This window comes from Geodermatophilus sp. SMS 5-13 (assembly GCF_059428245.1).
Window position 1 is genome coordinate 2885707 of the sequence record NZ_CP165729.1, and the last position, 20172, is coordinate 2905878.

Annotated in this window: 17 protein-coding genes; 6 read left to right on the top strand and 11 right to left on the bottom strand. The window is 73.3% G+C overall.

The window, feature by feature from the left end; genetic code table 11:
• Nucleotides 1-172 precede the first annotated feature (172 nt).
• The 4 genes from ptsP to AB3388_RS14070 are packed head-to-tail and all read right to left on the bottom strand — an operon-like array spanning nucleotide 173 to nucleotide 5175.
• The gene (ptsP, locus tag AB3388_RS14055; protein ID WP_495411384.1) at nucleotides 173-2656 is read right to left on the bottom strand and encodes a phosphoenolpyruvate--protein phosphotransferase; all 2484 of its coding nucleotides are present in this window, start codon (nucleotides 2654-2656) and stop codon (nucleotides 173-175) included.
• Entirely contained in the window at nucleotides 2653-3342 is a 690-nt protein-coding gene (gene dhaL / locus AB3388_RS14060) for a dihydroxyacetone kinase subunit DhaL (RefSeq protein ID WP_495411385.1), read from the bottom strand. The genes ptsP and dhaL overlap by 4 nt, the downstream gene beginning before the upstream one ends.
• 17 nt (nucleotides 3343-3359) lie before the next feature.
• The gene (gene dhaK, locus AB3388_RS14065; RefSeq protein WP_495411386.1) at nucleotides 3360-4361 is read right to left on the bottom strand and encodes a dihydroxyacetone kinase subunit DhaK; all 1002 of its coding nucleotides are present in this window, start codon (nucleotides 4359-4361) and stop codon (nucleotides 3360-3362) included.
• Between the two features lie 34 nt (nucleotides 4362-4395).
• The gene (locus AB3388_RS14070; protein ID WP_495411387.1) at nucleotides 4396-5175 is read right to left on the bottom strand and encodes an MIP/aquaporin family protein; all 780 of its coding nucleotides are present in this window, start codon (nucleotides 5173-5175) and stop codon (nucleotides 4396-4398) included.
• A gap of 151 nt (nucleotides 5176-5326) precedes the next feature.
• Here AB3388_RS14070 and AB3388_RS14075 point away from each other — a divergent pair, with 151 nt between their 5' ends.
• Entirely contained in the window at nucleotides 5327-6088 is a 762-nt protein-coding gene (locus AB3388_RS14075) for an IclR family transcriptional regulator (protein ID WP_495411388.1), read from the top strand.
• Nucleotides 6089-6802: 714 nt separating this feature from the next.
• Here the strand turns inward: AB3388_RS14075 and AB3388_RS14080 are convergent.
• Genes AB3388_RS14080 through AB3388_RS14105 form a run of 6 tightly spaced genes read right to left on the bottom strand, consistent with a single transcriptional unit; the run spans nucleotide 6803 to nucleotide 14190 of the window.
• Complete coding sequence (locus AB3388_RS14080) at nucleotides 6803-8824, bottom strand: acetoacetate--CoA ligase (protein ID WP_495411389.1); 2022 nt, start codon at nucleotides 8822-8824, stop codon at nucleotides 6803-6805.
• Nucleotides 8821-10521, bottom strand: a complete 1701-nt coding sequence (gene mhpA, locus AB3388_RS14085; protein WP_495411390.1) for a bifunctional 3-(3-hydroxy-phenyl)propionate/3-hydroxycinnamic acid hydroxylase MhpA — start codon at nucleotides 10519-10521, stop codon at nucleotides 8821-8823. Before mhpA ends, AB3388_RS14080 begins: the two co-directional genes overlap by 4 nt.
• Complete coding sequence (locus AB3388_RS14090; RefSeq protein ID WP_495411391.1) at nucleotides 10521-11492, bottom strand: VOC family protein; 972 nt, start codon at nucleotides 11490-11492, stop codon at nucleotides 10521-10523. Before AB3388_RS14090 ends, mhpA begins: the two co-directional genes overlap by 1 nt.
• 25 nt (nucleotides 11493-11517) lie before the next feature.
• A complete protein-coding gene (locus AB3388_RS14095) occupies nucleotides 11518-12378 on the bottom strand; it encodes a fumarylacetoacetate hydrolase family protein (RefSeq protein ID WP_495411392.1) in 861 nt (286 codons plus the stop codon).
• A gap of 30 nt (nucleotides 12379-12408) precedes the next feature.
• Nucleotides 12409-13626: an acyl-CoA dehydrogenase family protein gene (locus tag AB3388_RS14100; RefSeq protein ID WP_495411393.1), complete on the bottom strand. Its 1218-nt coding sequence runs from the start codon at nucleotides 13624-13626 to the stop codon at nucleotides 12409-12411.
• 45 nt (nucleotides 13627-13671) lie between these two features.
• Nucleotides 13672-14190 (bottom strand): flavin reductase family protein, encoded by a 519-nt coding sequence (locus AB3388_RS14105; RefSeq protein ID WP_495411394.1) that lies wholly within the window; start codon nucleotides 14188-14190, stop codon nucleotides 13672-13674.
• Between the two features lie 156 nt (nucleotides 14191-14346).
• Here AB3388_RS14105 and AB3388_RS14110 point away from each other — a divergent pair, with 156 nt between their 5' ends.
• The 4 genes from AB3388_RS14110 (at nucleotide 14347) to AB3388_RS14125 (ending at nucleotide 18617) form a co-directional block, all read left to right on the top strand.
• On the top strand, nucleotides 14347-15129 hold the full coding sequence (locus AB3388_RS14110) for a FadR/GntR family transcriptional regulator (protein ID WP_495411395.1): 783 nt from the start codon (nucleotides 14347-14349) through the stop codon (nucleotides 15127-15129).
• 25 nt (nucleotides 15130-15154) lie between these two features.
• Nucleotides 15155-16114 carry an amidohydrolase family protein gene (locus tag AB3388_RS14115; RefSeq protein WP_495411396.1) on the top strand — a complete coding sequence of 320 codons (960 nt, stop codon included), beginning with the start codon at nucleotides 15155-15157 and terminating at the stop codon, nucleotides 16112-16114.
• Between the two features lie 976 nt (nucleotides 16115-17090).
• Entirely contained in the window at nucleotides 17091-18077 is a 987-nt protein-coding gene (locus AB3388_RS14120) for an alpha/beta fold hydrolase (RefSeq protein WP_495411397.1), read from the top strand.
• 129 nt (nucleotides 18078-18206) lie between these two features.
• Complete coding sequence (locus AB3388_RS14125) at nucleotides 18207-18617, top strand: VOC family protein (protein WP_495411398.1); 411 nt, start codon at nucleotides 18207-18209, stop codon at nucleotides 18615-18617.
• Between the two features lie 66 nt (nucleotides 18618-18683).
• Here the strand turns inward: AB3388_RS14125 and AB3388_RS14130 are convergent, their stop codons facing one another.
• Nucleotides 18684-19022, bottom strand: coding sequence for a hypothetical protein (locus AB3388_RS14130; RefSeq protein WP_495411399.1), 339 nt, complete (start codon nucleotides 19020-19022; stop codon nucleotides 18684-18686).
• Nucleotides 19023-19726: 704 nt separating this feature from the next.
• On the opposite strand from AB3388_RS14130, the gene AB3388_RS14135 reads away from it, so the two are divergent.
• Nucleotides 19727-20170: an STAS domain-containing protein gene (locus AB3388_RS14135; RefSeq protein WP_495411400.1), complete on the top strand. Its 444-nt coding sequence runs from the start codon at nucleotides 19727-19729 to the stop codon at nucleotides 20168-20170.
• Nucleotides 20171-20172: the final 2 nt, after the last annotated feature.

Genomic DNA, 20172 nt, shown 5'->3' on the forward strand with positions numbered 1-20172 from the left:
CGGAACGCCTCGTTCCCCGTGGCAACCACCCGCGGTGCACCTAGGCGACCGTGAGACCCAGCCGTGTGCATATGTACGGTGTCGCCCCTCGGACACAGGAGAAGGCCCCGCGGTCGTTGAGCGCGGGGCCTCATCGTGCCTGGAGCAGAGCTGGCCGCTCGGCTGCCGGCGGCTACGGTTCCCCGCGCGCCGACTGACCGAACTCCGTGGCCAGGCGGCGCACCTCGGCGGCGCTGGTCGCCTCGAGGCAGCGCTTGGCCAGGTCGATGCAGTCGCGAAGGTCGAGCGCCCGCACCGCCGCCTTCACCGCCGGGACGGCGGAGACGGCGACGCTGAGCTCGGTCACCCCGGCGCCGAGCAGCAGCGGCACTGCCAGCGGGTCGGCAGCGACCTCGCCGCACACCGACACCGGCACCCGTCCGGCGGCGCGCCGGCCGACCTCGGCGATCAGCCGCAGCACCGCCGGGTCGAGCGGGTCGGCCAGGTGCGCCACCCGTGCGTTGCCGCGCTCGGCGGCCAGCGTGTACTGGGTCAGGTCGTTGGTGCCGATGCTGACGAAGTCGACGTGGGGCAGGAAGGCGTCGATCGACAGCGCGGCGGCCGGAACCTCGACCATGATCCCGACCTGCAGTGCCGGCGGACGTCCCACCGCGTCGAGCAGTCGCCGGGCGGCGAGCAGCTCGTCGACCGTGCTGACCATCGGGAACATCACCTTGACCGGCGCCGTGCCGGCTATCCGGCAGATCGCGGTCAGCTGCTCGGTGAGCAGCTCCGGCCGGGTCAGCGAGAGCCGCAGGCCGCGCAGCCCGAGGTAGGGGTTGGCCTCGGCCGGCTGCGGCAGGTACGGCAGCGGCTTGTCGCCGCCGACGTCGAGCGTGCGAACGGTGATCGGCCGGCCACCGAACGCCTCGGCCATCGCGCGGTACTCGCGCTCCTGCTCGTCGGTGGCGGGCGGCCGCTCCCGGTCGAGGAAGGCCAGCTCGGTCCGGATGAGGCCGGCACCGTCGGCCCCGGCGGCGGCTGCTGCCCGGGCCTCCGCGGCAGAGGCGAGATTGGCGGCGACCTCCACGACGGCGCCGTCGCCGGTGACCGCGGGCCGCGCCGCGTCGGCCGCCTCACGGATCCGCTGCTCGGCGGCGCGGGCCGCCCGGTCGCGGTACAGCTCCAGCGTCGCGCGGTCGGGCGCGGCGACGATCCGGCCGGCCGTTCCGTCGACCACCAGTTCGGAGTCCTCGGCCAGGTCCAGTACGGCGCTGCCGGCGCCGCACACGGCCGGGATGCCGAGCGAGCGGATCAGGATGCTCGCGTGCGAGGTCGGGCTGCCGCCCGCCAGGACGACGGCCCGCACCCGGGCCGGGTCGAGGACGGCGGCCTGGCCCGGCGTCAGGTCGTCGGCCACCAGCACGCCGTCCACCGCCACCGGCGCGGCAGCGCTCTCGCCGGCCAGTGCCCGGAGCACCTGCTCCCCCACCGCGCGGACGTCGGCGGCCCGTGCCCGCAGGTACGGGTCGGTCAGCGCCGACCACCGCTCGGCGACGGCCGCAACCCCCGCAGCCCAGGCGGCCGGCGCGGCGCCGCCGGCGTCGATCCGCCTCCGCACCGGGCCGAGCAGCTCGGCGTCGTCGAGCAGCAGCAGGTGCGCCTCGAAGATCCCGGCTGCCTCGGGCCCGCCGCTCTGGGCCGCGGCGGTGCGCAGCCGCTCGACGTCGCGGCGGGCGTCGGCGATCCCCTCGACCAGTCGCCGCCACTCGGCCACGGGCGGGCCGGTCGGCGCGTCGTCGGGCACCTCGAGGGCAGAGGCGAGCCGGCGCACCGGGCCCATCCCGATGCCCGGGGACGCCGGCCTCGGCTCGCCGGTGGGAACCGGCTCGGCAGCCGGGAGCTCCGCCGCCGCCTGGTCATCGTCGACGTCTTCGCCGAAGCGGCGGGCCGCGAGGGCGAGCACGTGGTCGACCGCGAGCCCGGCCTGCCGGCCGGTGGCGGTCACCTCGACCTCGTGACCCTGCAGGGCGCCGAGCGTGGCCACCCGGCTCAGGCTGGCCGCCGGCACCGGCTCCCCGCCGGTGGTCACGTTGCGCACGGTGACCGTGGCGTCGAGACGGCGGACCTCAGCCACCAGCCGGGCCGCCGGCCGGGCGTGCAGCCCGTGGGGGTTCTCGACGGTGAAGCTGGCGCTCGGCCCCGCCTCGGCGACGGTTTCCGGAGCGGCTGCGCCGGTCTCGGGCTCGAGGTGCGCCGCCTTGGCCAGCAGCGCCGCCCGGGCCTCGTCGGCGACTTCCTGCCGGCCCGCCCCGCCGGCCGCCGCCACGGCCGCGACCACCAGGCCCTCGACGAGAGGGGCCGGGCAGAGCAGTGCGCGGCCGCGGACGTCGTCGGGCAGCAGGTCGAGGGCGAATTCGGCGCTGAGCACCGCGCTGCCGAGGTCCATGAGCACGACCACGCCGGCCTCGCCGTCGACCTGCTCGATCGCGGTGGCGATCTGCACGGCGTCGGTGCCGAAGGTGGTGTCGTCGAGGCCAGCGGCGATGGCGATCCGCGGCTCGGCGCCGTGCACCATCTCGCCGGCCAGGGCCACCGCCGCCTGCGCCAGCGCCCGGCTGTGCGAGACGACGACGATGCCGACGCCGAGCGCTCCCCCGCCGCTCGGCGGCCTCATCGCGCCGTCGTCCCCTCGGTGCCGCCCGCCGAGCCGACCGGCTCGGGCAGCTCGCCGAGCGCGGTGACCGCCGCCGTGAGCAGCAGCGCGGTGCTGGTGGCGCCCGGGTCCTGGTGGCCGGTGCTCCGCTCGCCGAGGTAGCTCGCCCGGCCCTTGCGGGCGAGCATCGGCGTTGTCGCGTCGCGCCCGGCGTCGGCCGCCTCCGATGCGCGGCGCAGCGCCCCTCCCCACGGCTCGCCGGCGGCGAGCGCGGCTTCCAGCGCCGCGACCGCGGGGGCGAGCGCGTCGAACATGGTCTTGTCGCCTGCATCCGCCTTGCCGCGGGCGACCACGCCGTCCAGGCCGGCGTGCAGCGCGGCGGCGAACGCCTCCGGCCCCACCGGCTCGGCGTCACCGAGAGCGCCGCCGAGCCGGAGGAACAACGTGCCGTAGAGGGGGCCGCTCGCCCCGCCGACGGTCGACACCAGGGTCATGCCGACCTTCTTGAACAGTGAGCCCGGTGTGGCGATGGCCTGATCGATGGCGGCCTCGTCGAGTGCGGCCACCGCCGCGGTGAGCCCGCGGTGCATGTTCGCGCCGTGGTCGGCGTCCCCGATCGCCGCGTCGAGCTCGGTGAGGAGGTCCTTGTTCTCGTCGACCAGGCGGGCGAACTCCCGCAGCCACTCGACGAGCTCAGCCGTCGTCACGCCGCCTCCCATGGCGGTCAGGCCCCCCAGCGCAGCGCCGGCGTGCGCACCGGCGCATCCCACAGCGAGAGCAGTTCGTCGTCGACACGCAGCAGCGTGACCGAGGTGCCCGCCATGTCAAGGGAGGTGATGTACGGCCCGACCAGCGACCGGGCGATCTGCACGCCCCGCCCGGCCAGGATCTGGGCCACCTCGTTGAACACGACGTACAGCTCGATGAGCGGCGTGCCGCCCAGCCCGTTGACGAAGCAGACAACGCCGTCACCGGACCGGAAGGGCAGGTCCCCGAGGATCGGCTCGACGAGCATCGCTGCGATGTCGCGCGCCGGGGCGATCGGGATCCGCTCGCGGCCGGGCTCGCCGTGGATGCCGACGCCGAGCTCCATCTCCTTCTCGCCGAGCTCGAACGTCGGGTGCCCGACCGCCGGCACGGTGCAGCTGGTGAGCGCCAGGCCCATGCTGCGGCCGAGCTCGTTGACCCGGCGGGCCACCTCGGCGACCTCGTCGAGGGAGCGACCCTGCTCGGCCGCCGCGCCGGCGATCTTCTCCAGCAGCACGGTGACGCCGACCCCCCGTCGGCCGGCCGTCCACGTGCTGTCCTGGACCGCGACGTCGTCGTCAGTGACCACGGAGACGACCCGGACCCCGGTCTCGGCCTCGGCGAGCTCGGCGGCCATCTCGAAGTTGAGCACGTCGCCGGTGTAGTTCTTGACCACGTGCAGCACGCCGGCGCCGCCGTCGACCAGCTTGGTCGCCGCGACCATCTGGTCGGGCACCGGTGAGGTGAACACCTCGCCGGCACAGGCGGCGTCGAGCATGCCGAGGCCGACGAAGCCGCCGTGCAGCGGCTCGTGCCCGGAGCCGCCGCCGGAGACCAGCCCCACCTTGCCCGGCCGGGGTGCGTCCGCCCGGTAGATGACCTTGTGCGCGTGGTCGACCCGGAGGTCGGGGTGCGCGGCCTCGATCCCGGCCAGCGCCTCGGAGACGACGTCGGCGGGGTCGTTGATGAGCTTCTTCATGGCGTGGGTCCTCCCTGTCAGCGGGGTGGGCGGGTCAGGAGGCGGCCGCGCTGACGCGGTCGTCGGAGGGGGCGGCGAGGTCGACGCCGGGAGCGGCTGCGCGGTCGGCCGGCGTCCGCGCGATGAGGCCATAGGCGAGCGCGGCGACCACGCCGGCCAGCAGTTCGGCGATGAGGTACACCGGCAACTGGTTCCACTTCACGTCACCGCCCGCGAGCTGCTGCACCAGCATGGGCCCGAACGTGCGCGCCGGGTTGATCGAGGCGCCGGTCGCCGGGGCCACGGGGATGATGACGGCGAAGACGACCAGGCCGATCGCCATGCCCGCGAAGCCGGCGGCCGCCTTGCGGTGGATGACGCCGAAGACGGTGAACACCAGGATGAACGTGCCGACGAACTCGGCGGCGAACGCCTGGGTCCAGCTGATGTCGCCGTAGCTGGCGACGCCCAGGCCGACCTCGCTGGCCTTGTGGCCGAGCACGGCGAGGATGGCGCCGGCCCCGGCGACGGCGCCCGCCACCTGGGCGGCGAGGTAGGCCGGCACCTCGGCCCACGGAAACTTGCCGGTGACGGCGAGCCCCAGGGTGACCGCCGGGTTGATGTGGTTGCCGCTGACGTGGCCGAGGGCGTACACGGTGGCCACGACGACCGTGCCGAACGCCAGGGAGATGACCCCGAGATCGGCCATGGTGAACGGCGAGTCGCCGTTCACGATCAGCGTCGCGGGCACGGCCCCGACGCCGATGAACACCAGGAAGGCGGTGCCGAAGAACTCGGCGACCAGGCGCTGGGCGAGGGTTGTTTCGTCGAGCATGGGGTCCTCCACGACACCGGATGCGCTCGGACTGGTTCCCCGAATGGCGTTCGACATCGTCGAACGTGTGGCGTAGATTACATATGGGGTTCATGCTCGACAAGGGACCCTGGGCGGAGTTTTTTCGGCGAACCGCAGACGGGAGGCGGGCGTGATCCAGTCGGTCGACCGTGCCGTGCGCGTGCTCACCGCACTGCAGGGTTCCCGCCGGATGGCCCTCTCGGAACTGGCCACCCGACTCGAACTGCCGCCGTCCACCGTGCACGGCCTGGTGCGCACGCTGGTGGCGCACGGCCTGGTCGTGCAGGAGCGCGGGTCGAACCGCTACCAGCTCGGCCCGGCGGTGCTGCGGCTCGGCAACGTCTACCTGGACACGATCGAGCTGCGGTCCAAGGCGATCCCGTGGGCGGAGGACGTCGCCCGGCGCACCGGCTTCGCCGTCCGCACCGCCGTCCTGCTCCTCGACGACGTCGTGATCATCCACCACGAGCCGCGGCCCGACGGCAGCCGGCAGATGCCCGAGGTCGGCATGGTCATCCCCGCCCACGCGAGCGCGCTGGGCAAGGCGATCCTGGCGTTCACCGGGCCTGACGGCCGACCCGTTGGGCGGGCACCGCTGCGCAGCATGACCGGCGACACGATCACCTCCCGGGAGGCGCTGGAGGCCGAACTGGAGTCGGTCCGAGCCACGGGGCTGGCCGAGGAGGTGGAAGAAGCGCTGCTCGGCGAGTGCGGAGTCGCGGCGCCGGTCTTCGACGCCCACGCCGACGTCGCCGGCGCGATCGGCGTCGTCGTGCCGTCCGGGGCGTGGCCGGTCGACCAGTCGGTGCGCGACGCGGTGCGGGAGGCCGCCCGAGCGATCTCGCGGGAACTCGGAGCGCCCGGCTGGCCGTCGCGGGCCGGCACTGGCTGACCGCACGGGTGGGCGTCCGGTACCGGAAGGGGGCGGCCGCGGAGGAGAGGTCTGATGCGTTCCGGGTGGCGATCGCCCACCGCTCAGCCCGGCCAGCGGTAGCCGTGTGCGTATGTGGCGTGTCGCCCCTCGGACACTCGATCACCCCCGGTGTTCCTGCAGGTCAGGAACCCGAGGTGCGCAGCGAATGCTCAGTCATGGGGAGCGGCGCTCCGCCTGCGGCCTTCCACGATGCGGGAGCCGATCGCTGACTGCCGCACCCGTGCCTGCGATTCAGTAGTCCGTCTCGGTTCGACCCGTCAGGCCAGCCATGTGCTGTGGTCGGCGAGCAGGCCTCGACGAGATCCGATCTCTTGCCCCATGGCGTGCAGCACCATCGCGAGGTAGCGGTGGCTCGGCCGGAAGCGCTCCGCCGCGGCCGTGCCGGCGGGGTCGAGCGTCCGGGTCGGGTCGCCGGGGTGAGCGTGTCCTTGTGGTAAAGCATCTCCAGGCCGGCGATCCGCCACCGACCGTCCTGCTGCCGGGCGCGCCAGTAGATCCGCCCGTAGGTGGTGACGTCGACGCCGTCCAACGCCGCACGCGCATGCACCGCGGCGTCGCACCCGCACCTGGGCGTCGTCGAGGAACGCCGCGCGCATCTCGGCCCACTGGGCGAGGTCGAGGGAAGCGCGTTCGGTCAGCAGGACGTTGAGACCGCCTGCTCGCCCGACGAGGTCATCGACCCGCCCGCTTCCCCACCGGTCCACCGGCGTAGCGGCCGAAGGCGGCCAGCGCGTCGTAGTCGTCGACGGCGTCCGGACTGGCGACCTTCTCGAGGGGATGGCCCTGGATCAGCCGCTTGACCGGGATCTCCAGCTTCTTGCCGGTGCGGGTGTGCGGCAGGGCGGCGACCGCGACGACGTCGTCCGGCACGTGCCGGGGCGAGGCCTGCGCGCGGATCGCCGTCCTGATCACGTCGGTCAGCTCGTCGTCGAGCGCTGCTCCGTCGGCCATCACGACGAAGAGCACCAGCCAGTAGCCGCCGTCGGCGAGTTCGGCGCCGACCACCAGTGAGTCGATCACCTGGGGCAGCTTGTCGATGGCGGCGTAGATGTCGGCGCTGCCCAGGCGTACGCCGTGCCGGTTCAGCGTGGAGTCCGACCGGCCGGAGACAACGACGCTGCCCCGCTCGGTGACCTCCATCCAGTCGCCGTGCCGCCACACTCCGGGAAAGGTGCCGAAGTAGGCCTCCCGGTAGCGGACGCCGTCCGGGTCGTTCCAGAAGAACAGCGGCATCGACGGCATCGGCTTGGTGACCACCAGCTCCCCCACCTCGCCGACGACCGGGCGCCCCTCGGCGTTCCAGGCCTGCAGCGCGACGCCGAGCATGGGCGCGGAGATCTCCCCCGCCCAGACCGGCGTGGTGGGCGCGCTGCCGGCGAAGCCGCCGACGACGTCGGTCCCGCCGCTGGTCGAGGCGAGCTGGATCCCGGAACCGACGGCGTCCCGGACCCACGGATAGGCCGAGGCCGGCAGCGGCGCTCCGGTGCAGCCGATCGTGCGCAGCGCGCTCAGGTCGAGGTCGCGGCCCGGGTGCAGGCCGGCCTTGGCGCTGGCCAGCAGGTAGCCCGGGCTGACCCCGAGGACGGCCACCCGGTGCTCGGCGGCGATGCGCCACAGCCGCGCCGGGTCCGGATGGCTCGGGCTGCCGTCGTAGAGCACCACCGGCGCACCGACCAGCAGGCCGGAGGCGACGAGGTTCCACATCATCCAGTTGGTCGTGGTGTACCAGAACAGCGGCCGACCCCGGCCGGCGTCCAGGTGCAGGTCGAGCAGTTTCAGGTGCTCGAGGAGGACGCCGCCGTGACCGTGCACGATGCCCTTGGGCAGGCCGGTGGTGCCCGAGGAGAACAGCACCCACAGCGGTGCGTCGACGGCGACCCGCTCGAAGCGCGGCTCCGCCGGTGTCCCGACCGCCTGCTGCCACGTGGTGTCGCCGGTTCCGGCCGGCAGCCCGAGGTGCGGCACGTGCACCGTGGCCCGCAGCGTGGGCAGCGCCCGCTGCAGCGCGGCGACCTCGTCGCGCCGGTCGTGGGCCCGGCCGTTCCAGCTGTAGCCGTCGGCGGCGAACAGCACCACCGGCTCCAACTGGGAGAACCGTGCCGCCGCCCCCGAGGCGGAGTAGTCCTGGCCGCAGGCCGACCAGACCGCGCCGACGCTGGCAGTGGCCAGGAACGCCACCAGGGTGGGGGTCGCGTTCGGCAGGTAGCCGACGACCCGGTCGCCGGGCTGCACACCGAGACCGCGCAGCCATCCGGCCAGCGCGGCGACCTGGGCGCGCAGCTGCTCCCAGGTGGTCCGCGTGGTCGTGCCGTCCTCGGTGACGGCGGTGACGGCGACCTCGTCGTCGGCACCGGCTCGCAGTGCGTGCTCGGCGTAGTTGAGCCGGGTGCCGGGGAACCACTGGGCGCCGGGCATGGCCGCGTCGGCGAGCACCGTCGTCGGCTCCCCGTCGGCCCGGACGTCGAAGAAGTCCCACACCGCGGCCCAGAACGGCTCGAGGTGCTCGACCGACCATGCCCACAGGTCGAGGTAGTCGTCGAACGCGACACCGGTCCGGTCGGTCACGAAGCGGGCGAACCGGGTGATGGCGGCCGAATCGCGCACCTCGGGGGCCGGCCTCCAGATGGGGCGCGGCTCGCCGTCCGCCCCCCGGCCGTCCTGCACCGCTGCCGAGTCGGCCTGCTGTTCGCTCATGCGGGCATCCCCTGATGGGTCATGGCCGGCGTCCCCGTCCCCGCGGGGGCACCAGCGGCGGTCGGCACGCCTCCGGACAGCTGCCGGCGCAGGTCGTCGACGAGTCCGGGCAGCTCGGCCGGCGTGGCGGCGCTGCCGAAGAGGTAGTGGTCGGGCCGGACCAGTGCGGCGGCATGGCCGGCTGACGCGAGGTGCGGCAGGTAGACCCCGTCGACGTCGATCGCCGGCTCGGCCGCGCCGGCTCCTGCGCCATCGGCCGGGGCGGAGCCGGCCGGTACCAGGTGCAGGACGTGGCCACCGATGTCGCGCAGGAACGCCCGCTGCCCGTCGTCGAGCAGACGGCCGGGGTCCTCGGTGCACGCGAGCAGGAAACCGGTGCCGACGACCTCGTCGAGCAACCCGGTCCGGCCGCGCCAGGTCACTCGGGCCTGAGGAGTGAGGACGCCTGCACCGGGCGCGATGTCCCCGGCAGGGGTGTGGTGCAGTACCCCGGTCGTGAGCGTGGACGGCGGCAGCGGCGGCAGGATGCGGGCCGGGTCGGCGTCCTGGCTGATCATGAAGGCGTCGCGCTGCGCGGCCTGGTCGGGATCGGTGACGCAGATGACCTTGCCGAGCTCGACCGACATGCCGATGGCGTGTTGCACGTGGGCGCTGCGTTCGGCGCCGTAGGTGTCGAGCAGGTCGTCGGCTGCCTGGCCGCGCAGCACGAGGTCGAGCTTCCACGCCAGGTTGGCTGCGTCGCGGATGCCCGAGCACATGCCCTGGCCGGCGAAGGGCGGCATGAGGTGCGCGGCGTCGCCTGCGAGCAGCAGCCGACCGGCTCGCCACTGGTCGGCCCAGCGGGCCTGGAACGTGTAGAGCGCGTGCCGCTCGAGCGTGCACGTGTCGGGGGTCATCCCCCAGGGCTCGAGCAACTGCCAGGCGGTCTGCTCGGTGTGGAGCTGCTCGGCGGTCTCGCCGGGCATCCGCATGAACTCCCACCGCCGGCGGCCGGGGCCGCCCGAGACCACGGTCGTGGGGCGGGCTGGGTCGCAGACCTGCAGGTTCGTGGGGTTCCAGGGCCGGGCCTCGTGCGGGACGACGTCGACGATCAGCCAGTCGAAATAGAACCCGAGGTCGGTCAGACCGGTGGGCATGTGGGCCCGGACGAAGCTGTTGGCGCCGTCACAGCCGACGACCCAGCCGGCCGAGAACCGGCGCTGCGCGCCGCTGCTGTCCCGTCCGACGACGTGCACGCGGTCCGCCGCCTCGGACAGCTCCACGGCCTCGTAGCCGCGCAGGACGCTCAGGCCGTCGGTGGCGGCCGCCGTGGCCAGCGCCGCCTCGAGGTCGGGCTGGTGGAACATCGACGCGATGGGCCAGCCGGAGGGCCCCGAGCCTGACCAGTCGAAGTGCAGCAGGGGCTGCTGCGCACCGTTGCGCCACTCGTACACGTCGGCCGGCTCGGCCAGCTGCGCGAGCCGGTCCCGGAGGCCGGCGTCGGCCAGCAGCCGGGCCACCTCGTCGTCGAAGTGGACCGCGCGGGGCTGCGCGTAGGGCTCCGGCCAGCGTTCCAGCACGGTGACCTGCCAGCCGCGATGCGCGAGCAGCAGCGCGCAGACGAGCCCGACCGGCCCCGCGCCGACGACGAGCACGTCGGGGTGCTCGTCGTCGGCGGTCGGTCGGCGCTGGGCCCCCACCGAGTCGTCGGTGATCATCAGCCGGGCTGGTGAGCGCCGGTCATCAGCGCGGCGAGGTCCTCCGGGGCGAGGAACGACGGCGGCGGCGGCGGACCCCAGTTGTAGAGGCCGCGGGCGCCTTCCCAGACGCCGGGCTGCCACAGGGCGTCGTCGACGATGCAGTCGAGGTCGGAGTAGTACTCCGAGAAGTTGCCGGCCGGGTCCTTGAGGTACCAGAAGAAGTTGGAGCCGACGTGGTGGCGGCCCAGGCCCCAGACGTGCCGGCCGGGGTCCTTCTCCAGCATCGCGGTGGCGCCGCGGCCGACCTCGTCGACGTCGTCGACCTGCCAGGAGCTGTGGTGCAGGAAGGCGACCGGCGCCTGCTGCACGAGGACGTTGTGGTGGTCGGTGGAGCAGCGCATGAACGCGGCCAGGCCGGGGACGGTGTCGCTGACCTTGAACCCGATGCCCTGCTGGAAGAACCGCTGGGAGAACTCCTGGTCGGTGGAGCCGAGCACGACGTGGCCGAGCTTGCGCGGCTTCACCGCGCCCTCCCGCTCGACCCCTGGAGCGCGGTTCTCGGTGCGCGCGTCGACGCCCGGGGTGTTGTAGGCCGGCGCCGGGGTCGGCTCCTGGTCGTAGCGGTCGGCGATCTCGACGAGCACGGTCACCTGGGTGCCCGGGTCGATGGCTCGGATTCCCCGCGCGGTGCGCTCGACCGGGACGTCCAGGGCGGCCAGGGAGGCCGCCACCCGGTCGAGGTCGTCGGGGTCGTCGGCGCCCACGCCCAGCTGCAGCAGCCGCCGGCGGTCGGAGTGGACGACGCGCAGCTGCTCGCCGCCGTCCACCGTGGAGAAGGTGTGATCACCGGTCGGCGCGGGGGTGGCCGCGTCGAAGACGCTGACCTCCTCCGCCGCGCGCGGGGTGAGGCCGAAGTCGGTGTAGTAGGCGGCGGTCTCCTCGGGGTTGGGGACGCCCATGACGATCTGGGTGAGGCGGTGCAGGGCCATGACGGTGCTCCTGGATGAGGGGTGATCAGGCGGGAGGGGCAGCGACGAAGCGCTGGCGGAGCTCGCCGATGCCGGTGACGTAGGAGACGAGTTCCTCGCCGGGCTGGAGGAACCGCGGGGGCTTGCGACCGGCGCCGACACCGGAGGGGGTGCCGGTGAACAGCACGTCGCCGGGCAGCAGCGGCAGCTTGTGGGACAGCTTGGCGACCATGGCCGGCACGGAGAAGATCAGGTCGCGGGTGCGACCCTTCTGCACCGTCTCGCCGTCGATGGCGCAGCCCAGCTCGAGGTCGTCGGGGTCGGCGAGCTCGTCGCGCGTGACCAGCCACGGGCCGGTCGGGCCGAAGCCGGGCAAGGACTTGCCGAGGCTGAACTGCGGCGACGGGCCGGCGCTCTGGGTGATCCGCTCGGAGAGGTCCTGGCCGACGGTCAACCCGGCGACGTGGTCCCACGCCCGGTCCTCGTCGATCCGCCAGGCGCGCTCACCGATCACCGCGACGAGCTCCACCTCCCAGTCGGTGTGGCCGCCGGCGGGCAGCTCGACGGTGGTGACCGGGCCGGTGAGGCAGGAGGCCCACTTGGTGAACATGACCGTCGGGGCGTCGGGGACCTGGAAGCCGGCCTCGGCGGCGTGCTCGGAGTAGTTCAGCCCGATGGCCAGGACCTGGCGGGGCGCCGGTGCCGGCGCGCCGAGGTCCTCGACGGCGAACGGCTCGGCGGCCGACAGGTCGGCGCCGGCGGCCCAGCCGGTGAACTCCGTCCACCGGTCGTAGGCGGCTTGGACGTCGGGGCCGAACCGGCCGTGGCTGGCCCGCTCGACGTCGAGCGCGCCGGCGCCGTCGGGGGTGACCAGGACGAGACGGCCGGAGAGATTGGCGATGCGCACGAGAGGAACTCCTCGAGATGTCGGGGCTGTTCAGACCAGCGGGGTGATGCTGTCCTCGACCCCGAGCAGGGCCTTGCCGTAGACCTCGTAGCTGACCTGCGGGGAGACGACGGCGTGCCGGGCGGCGGTGGCCGAGTCGCGCCAGATCCGCTGCAGCGGGTTGACGTCGGCGAACGACCCGGCGCCGTGGGCGAACAGCAGGATGTCGATGGCCTTGGTGATGCACTCGGCGACGTACCCGGTGTCCGAGCGGACCCGGGCGCGGGTGAGGAAGTCGGGGTAGTCGCCGCGGGCGGCGGCCTCGTCGATGTCGGCGGCGGCCCGGTAGGCGTGCAGGTGGGCGGTGTCGATCAACCGGGCGGCCTCGGCGATCTGCAGCTGGAAGCCGACGGACTCCGTCTGCGCGGTGTAGAAGGTGTAGGAGATCGGCTTCTTGGCGGCCTTGCTGGTCACGTACTCCAGGGCGGCCCGGCCCATGCCCAGCTGCGGTCCGACCAGGACCAGCGCGAGGATCGGCACCAGCGCCGACCGGTAGAAGGCCTCGGTGTCGCCGTGCTCGGTGGGGTACTCGCCGCCGATCGCCGGCGGGACGAGCAGCACGCGGTGCTCGGGGACGAAGACGTCCTCGGCGACCAGGCAGTTGCTGCCCGAGGACTTCATGCCGGCCACGAACCAGGTGTCCTCGAGGTCCATGTCCGGGCACGGGATCAGCGCCAGTCCCTGGTTGACGACCTCGCCGCTCTCGTCGGTGATCGGGATGCCGAGGGCGGCCCAGGTGGCGTGCCAGGAGCCGGAGTTGTAGTACCACTTGCCGGTCACCCGCCAGCCGCCGTCCACCTTCTGCGTGGTGGCGGTCGGCGCCAGGACGCCGGACACCTTGGCGTCGGGGTCGGCGCCGAAGATGTCGTCCTGGGCCTGCTGCGGGAAGAGCCCGACCATCCAGTTGCAGACGTTGGTCAGGGTGAGCACCCAGGACGTGCCGCCGTCGGCCTCGGCCACCGCGGCGGAGACGTCGAGCATCGTGCGCATCGAGGTCTCGTAGCCGCCGTACCGCTTGGGTGTGGCGGTCTTGAACAGCCCGGCGTCCGTGAGGGCCTGGATGCTCTCCTCGACGACCCGGCGGTCCTGCTCGCCCTGGGCGGCGTTCTTCTTCAGGAGCGGGTGCAGCTCCCGGGCCCGTGCGACGAGCTCGGCGGCGCTGGGCGCCGCGTCGGTGGCGGTGGCGGGCATGTTCTGGACGGCGGTCATCGGGTCTCCCTCTCGGGTGGTGGGGGGCGGGTGAGGGCGTCGGGGTCAGCCGGCGCAGGCGGCGATGGTGTCGACGATGGGCTTGCGGGGTCGTTCGGCGAAGCGCGAATGGGTGCCGAAGGTGCGGTGGCCGTAGACGAGCGGCGAGCGCTGGCTGGACTCGGCGTGGGTGACCAGCCCGACGAGGAGCAGGTGGTCACCGCCGTCGACGACCTGCCACAGGTCGCAGACCGCCCAGCCGGCCGCCCCCTCCAGCCGCGGCAGCCCGCGGGACGGCGACCATGACGTCTCCGCGAAGCGGTCCTCGCCCCGGCGGGCGAACAGCAGCGCCAGCTCGTCGTCCGCCGAGCCGAGGATGTTGACGCCGAAGCGGCGGGCGCCCTGGATGCGGGCCAGCAGTGACGAGCGCCGGTCGAGGGCGACGGTGACCAGCGGCGGGTGCAGCGACAGCGAGGCGAACGAGCTGACGGTGGCTCCGTGCGGGCCCTCGTCGTCGGCGGTGGTGACGACGGTGACCGGCGCGCACACCCCGGCCATCAGGTCCCGGAAGTCCTGGTCCCGCATGACGCCTCCTGGTCCAGCCGGTAATCCAGCATGGTGAATTCGTGAGGCCAAGGTTGGGGTGACCGTGGTCACGTGTCAAGGGGTCTGGCAGAATTCAGCATGATGGATTTTGATGACCCCACCGGAGCGGTCGGGACGACGGAGAGGGGAACGCCGATGGTTCACGACGCACCCGCCCTGCGCCGGGCCGACTGGGAGCCGCGCCGAGGTCCTGCCACGCCGGGTGCGACGCGTCCCGAGCAGGCGGCCGAGCTGATCGCGTCCCTCGCCGCCGCGCTGGAGCCCGGCGAGCGGTTGGGCACCAAGGACGAGCTGCGCGCCCGCTGCGGGGTCTCGGTCGGCACGTTCAACGAGGCGCTGCGCCTGGTGCAGTCACGCGGCGTCGTCACGGTGCGTCCCGGACCAGGGGGAGGCCTGTTCGCCAGCCGGCAATCCCCCATGGTCCGGCTGGGCAACTCGGTCCTCGCCCTGGACGAGGACGCCGCGTCGGTCGCCGACGCCGTGCGCATCCGCAATGCGCTGGATCCGCTGCTCGTCGAGGACGCGCTGCGCCACGCGAGCCGCAAGGACCTGACCGCGATGCGGCGCGAGGTGGCGCGCATGCGCGCGGCCGCCGCCGACCTGGACGGCACGGAGTTCATCCACGCGAACTGGGCGCTGCACGCGCGGATCGCCGAGATCAGCCCGAACGTGGTCCTGCGGTCGTTCTACCTCAGCCTGCTGGAGATCATCGAGTCGCACACCCTCTCCGTGCAGCCGGTCGCCGAGCAGCCGCTGCCCGAGTACATCCAGAGCCGCTACGACCTGCATGCGGCGCTGGTCGACGCGATCGCCGACCGGGACGAGGTCCGCGCCGTCGCACTCATCCACGAGCACAACACCACGACCACCGCCGAGGTCACCGGCGACGACACCGACACCCTGGCCCCCGTCGGGTAGCCGGACGATTCAGGAGAAATCCTCAGTGACAGGCCCGACGCCCGTGCCGCTCGTCGACGTCCACGCCCACTTCCTCACTCCCCGCTACGTCGACGCCGCCCTCGCGGCCGGCCACGAGCACCCCGACGGCATGCCGGGCTGGCCTGCCTGGGACGCCGCCCGGCACGTCGAGCTCATGGACCAATGGGGTATCGCGACCGCGCTGCTGTCCGTCTCCTCCCCCGGCGTCCATTTCGGCGATGACGCCGCCGCGCGAGACCTCAGCCACCACGTCAACGACGCCGGCGCGGAGATCCGCCGGGCCCATCCGGACCGCTTCGGCCACTTCGCCTCCCTGCCGCTTCCGGACATCGACGGCGCGCTGACCGAGCTGGAGCGCGCGATGGACGAGCTGGGTTGCGACGGCGTCACCGTCGAGACCAACACCGGCGGCGTCTACCTCGGCGACCCGCGCTTCGAGCCGTTGTTCGCCGAGCTCGACCGCCGGCGCACGCCGGTCTTCGTGCACCCGACCTCGCCGCCACACGCCGAGGCCATCTCCCTGGGCCGTCCCCGGCCGATGCTGGAGTTCCTGTTCGACAGCGCACGCGCCGTCAGCGACCTCGTGTTCGCCGGTGTGCTGGCGCGCTACCCCCGTATCCCGTGGATCTTCACCCACGGGGCGGGCGTGCTGCCGCTGGTCGCCGAGCGGATGGAGCTGTTCCGGCAGATCCTGCCGTCCGACGGCGGGGACCCGGTCCCCCAGCAGCTTGCCCGGCTGTGGTTCGACATCGCCGGGACCCCGTTCCCCCGTCAGGTGCCCGCCCTGGCCGCCGCGTTCGGCACGGAGCGCCTCCTCTACGGCAGCGACTACTGCTGGACCCCGGCACCGGCCACCCAGGCGCAGCTGGCCTCGATCGACGGGGCGCCACAGCCGGACGGCGAGAGCTGGCGCGCGCTCGCCACGCGCAACGCCCACCGCCTGTTCCCCCGCCTCGCCCGCTGAGCACCCTCACGAGGACGACGACCGGCTCGCGTGTGGTCGACGCGAGTGGGACGTGGCTGGTCCCGGGGTTCAACGACATGCACGCGCGCGCACTTTCCGCCGGCAGGTGTTGTCACCCGTCGTTCAGCGGATACGGCGTGCATCACCCTTCGCCGTCGACAGCGGAGATGGCGCCGGGCCGTGTCGATGGCACAGCCGTTTCCAGCCCCACCTGCCTCCACACGACGACGGCATCCCGGCAGCGGACGCCGGCCGGGGGACGGCCGTCAGCCGTCCCCCCGGTCCACCCCGCAGTCGCGTTCGGCTCCGTCATCACCGGCGCCGCGCTGTTCGGCCCGCTCGGCGCGCTGGTCGCCATCCCGGTCGTCGCCGTTGTCCAGGTGGTGATCGAGACCTACGGGCACCGCTACGAGTACATCGCCGACGGCGAGCCCCCGCCGGCGGAGCCGCAACGCCCGGCACGGCGGCGAGCATCCGACGATCGCGGGGCTCCTCCTGAGTCGCCGTGGGCGCCACGGCCGTGGTCGCGTTCTTCCCGCCAGGACCGCTCCTCCGTGGCACAGCCCATCACCCGCTCGCCGCCGGCACGGTCGCTCAGCCCGAGGAGCCGCGCCGCGGGACTGACCTGCGGCTCGATCTCTTCACATCGCGTTCCGACATGCCGGATCCAGGGTCGTTGGTCCCTCCACGCTCACGGGCACCGGGGTCAGTCTGTCGTCCGTCCCGGAAGCCATGACCGTGCCCGGGCCACTCGTGAGGGTGTTCCCCGCCCTGCCCCCGGTCTGCGACTTCCTCCGCGCCGACCCGATGAGCCTGCCGCGCTACTCCTACCTGCGCGCCGGTTGTCCCGGCCCGCCCACCTGGCCATCCACCCGGACGCCCGACCCGGGCGGCAGATCTGGGCTGCACACGACCCCGAGACATCCCGTCGGTGTGTTCCCGTCAAGCAAATTCCAGGCCTAACAGGAGGCCCCCCATGTCCTCGTCGCCCAGCGCGCCCGAAAGCACCGACTCCATCTCCACGGTGCCGACCCCACGAACCGGGTCCACCGACACGGCCGTCCCCGCGGTCAGCTTCGGTGACGGCCTGCCCAGCGACCTCCGCGAGGGCTACGCCGACATCGGCGACCAGCGGCTGCACTACGTCGAGGCCGGCGAGGGGCCGCTGGTCGTCCTGCTGCACGGCTTCCCGGAGTTCTGGTTCGGCTGGCGCGCCCAGATCGCACCCCTCGCGGCGGCCGGGTTCCGCGTGGTGGCACCCGACACGCGCGGCTACAACCTGTCGTCACGGCCGCAAGAGGTCGCGGCCTACGACACCGGCCTGCTGGCCGACGACATCGGCGGTCTCATCCGCGAACGCGGCGCCGAGACCGCGATGCTGGTCGGTCACGACTGGGGTGGCACCCTCGCCTGGACCCTCGCGATGAACCACCCCGAGGTCGTCGACCGGCTCGCCATCCTCAACGCGGCCCACCCGCGGAAGCTGTCGCAGGGACTGCACCACCCCGGTCAGCTCCGCCGGTCCTGGTACTTCTTCTTCTTCGACCTCCCCGACCTGCCCGAAGCCGTCGTGCACGCCAACGACTGGCACTTCTTCCGCCACTTCCTCCGCGACGCGCGCCCAGCCCTCACACCCGAGCAGACGGACCGCTACATCGCCGCCTGGTCCCAGCCAGGCGCCGCCACCGGGATGATCAACTACTACCGGTCCTCGGTACGGACCTCGCCCAAGGTGGCCGAAGCCGCGCTCCGCCCGATCCAGGCACCCACCCTGGTCATCTGGGGAGAAGCCGACCGCTACCTCAACCCCGACCTCGCCGAGCCCGAGCACGACGACGTCCCCAACCTGGATCGGGTCGAGCGCCTGGAGGGCGCCTCGCACTGGGTGCACCACGACGAGGCCGAGCGGGTCACCCGGCTGCTCATCGACTTCTTCTCCCCCGCCCCACCAGCGAGGAACTGACCCGAGATCGAGTAACCCGGCACGCTCGCACCTCGCACCGGCCTGCTCCGGCTCGTGTACTCGCAGCACCATTGCATGGCTCGGGTGCAGCTCTTCCGGCGTAAGGCGGACCCAACTAGGTTGTGTGCCATGGGAGCGCAGCTGGTCCCCTATCTCAGCTACCGCGATGCCCCGGCGGCCCTGGTGTGGCTGCAGGCGCTCGGGTTCGAGGTCGTGCGGCGGGCCGATGCCGAGGACGGCACGGTCACGCACTCGGAGTTGCGCTGCGACGACGTCGTCCTCATGGTCGCGAGTCACGACGCCGACTACCAGCGGTCACCGCTGATCGGCCGATCCACCGGTAGTGGCCTGTACGTCGTGCTCGACGATGCCGCGGCCGTCGAGGACCGGTACGAGCGCGGGATCCGGGCCGGCGGGACGCCGGTGTTCCCTCCGGAGGACACCGAGTGGGGCTCTCGTCGGGCACGGCTGCTCGATCCCGAGGGCGTCGAATGGAGCTTCGGCAGTTACGCCCCCGGCCAGCCCGGCCAGGGCTGGTAGGTCTCGTCCGACCGTGACGGGGCCGCCGCGCAGTGCGGGACGGCCCCGTCGGGTCGTGCTGTCGACTCAGCCCAGCAAGACCTTGTGCATCACCTCGTGGAGGTGCGTGTTCGGGTAGTAACCCGCCAACTCCTCGCTACCCGGGCCCTCGGCGGTCACCGGGGTCGGAGCGCCGGTGTGTCCGCTCGTCGTCCAGTCGAGGAAGAACTCCTTGTCGCTGCCGGCGACGGTGAAGGGACCGTCCTCGCTGGAGATCGTGGAGCCGTCGCCGGACTCGTCCTGCTCGTCGACGCCCTCGACGGTCAGCCCACCGCACTCGTGATCACCGGTGACGATCAGCAGCGTGTCGGGGTGCGTGGCGACGTAGTCCTTCGCCACCTGCACGGCCTTCTCGAGCTGGCGCATGACCTCGAGCATCAGTGTGGCGTTGGTTCGGGAACTGGAGCACGGTGTCCGCCGCATTCCGCCCGCGCGAGATTGTGCACGCGGGAGCGGTTCGGCGGGCTCCGGCAGGAGTAGCGTGATCTTCGACGGCGCCGGTCATGCCCCCTCGGCGGTTGGGCGCGAGCGTGGCGACTGGCGCGGCGGTGAAACAGGCGTCCGCTGGCAATCGGCCCGTTTCCTCTCCTCTCGTCTCGGCGTGCTCGCGTCACGCCGCGGACGCCCGCTGGCGGGCTGTCGCGAGGTCGGACCCGCAGTCCATGCCGATCCACACCAGGGATCGAGGACGTCATGACCTGCTCCGCAGTCGCACCGGTCGGCCGGTCGGCCGACCCACGGGCCGCCTTTCCTCCCGACGAAGACGTGACCTGGCGGCAGCTTCACGGCTGCGACCTGTGGGCCGGCTCCCTCGACCTGTTCGAGGTGGTGGCCGCGATCGAGGGCCGTGTCGATCCCGCGACGATGCAGCGCCTCGGGGCCAACCCTCCAGGCCCCGGCCGTGACGCGGACACCGAACTCCCACGGCGCGCGACGGGCCAGGCACGCATTCATGCCGCCCGGGCGGCGGTCCTCTCCCAGGGCGCCCCGGGCCGGAGCCCGGAGACTGAGCCCGCGGCCAGGTGGAGTGGCTCTGCCGCCGAGACCGGCCGGCGAACAGGGAGGCGGACATGAGCCCGCATCCGGGGCGCCTGCGCCCCTTTCCCGGGGCGATCACCATCGAGCACGAGGCCGGCGGCCGGCGCGTGCTGTGCCTGTCCGGTGACGTGGACTCCGCGGCCGTGGCCGAGTACGAGAGCCGGCAGGGCGGCCTGGCCGTGGTGGTCGACGTGATCGACGCCGGCGAGGTGTCGTTCCTCGGCTCCGCCGGGCTCGCCGTGATGGTGCGCTGCGCGGAGGCCGCCGCCGCGGCCGGCCGGCGCCCGGTGCTGCGCGCCGCGTCCAGTCCGGTGAACCGGCTGCTGCAGCTGGCCGGGCTGGAGAGCACCTTCCCGCGAGCCGAGGCCAGGCACCCGGGGGCCGGGAACGAGGCGCCGGGCTCAGCGCCCGAGGGCGGGGATGACGGCAGCACTACGGCACCCGCCGACCGCGCCGAGAACGAAGGTCGCGGCTAGCG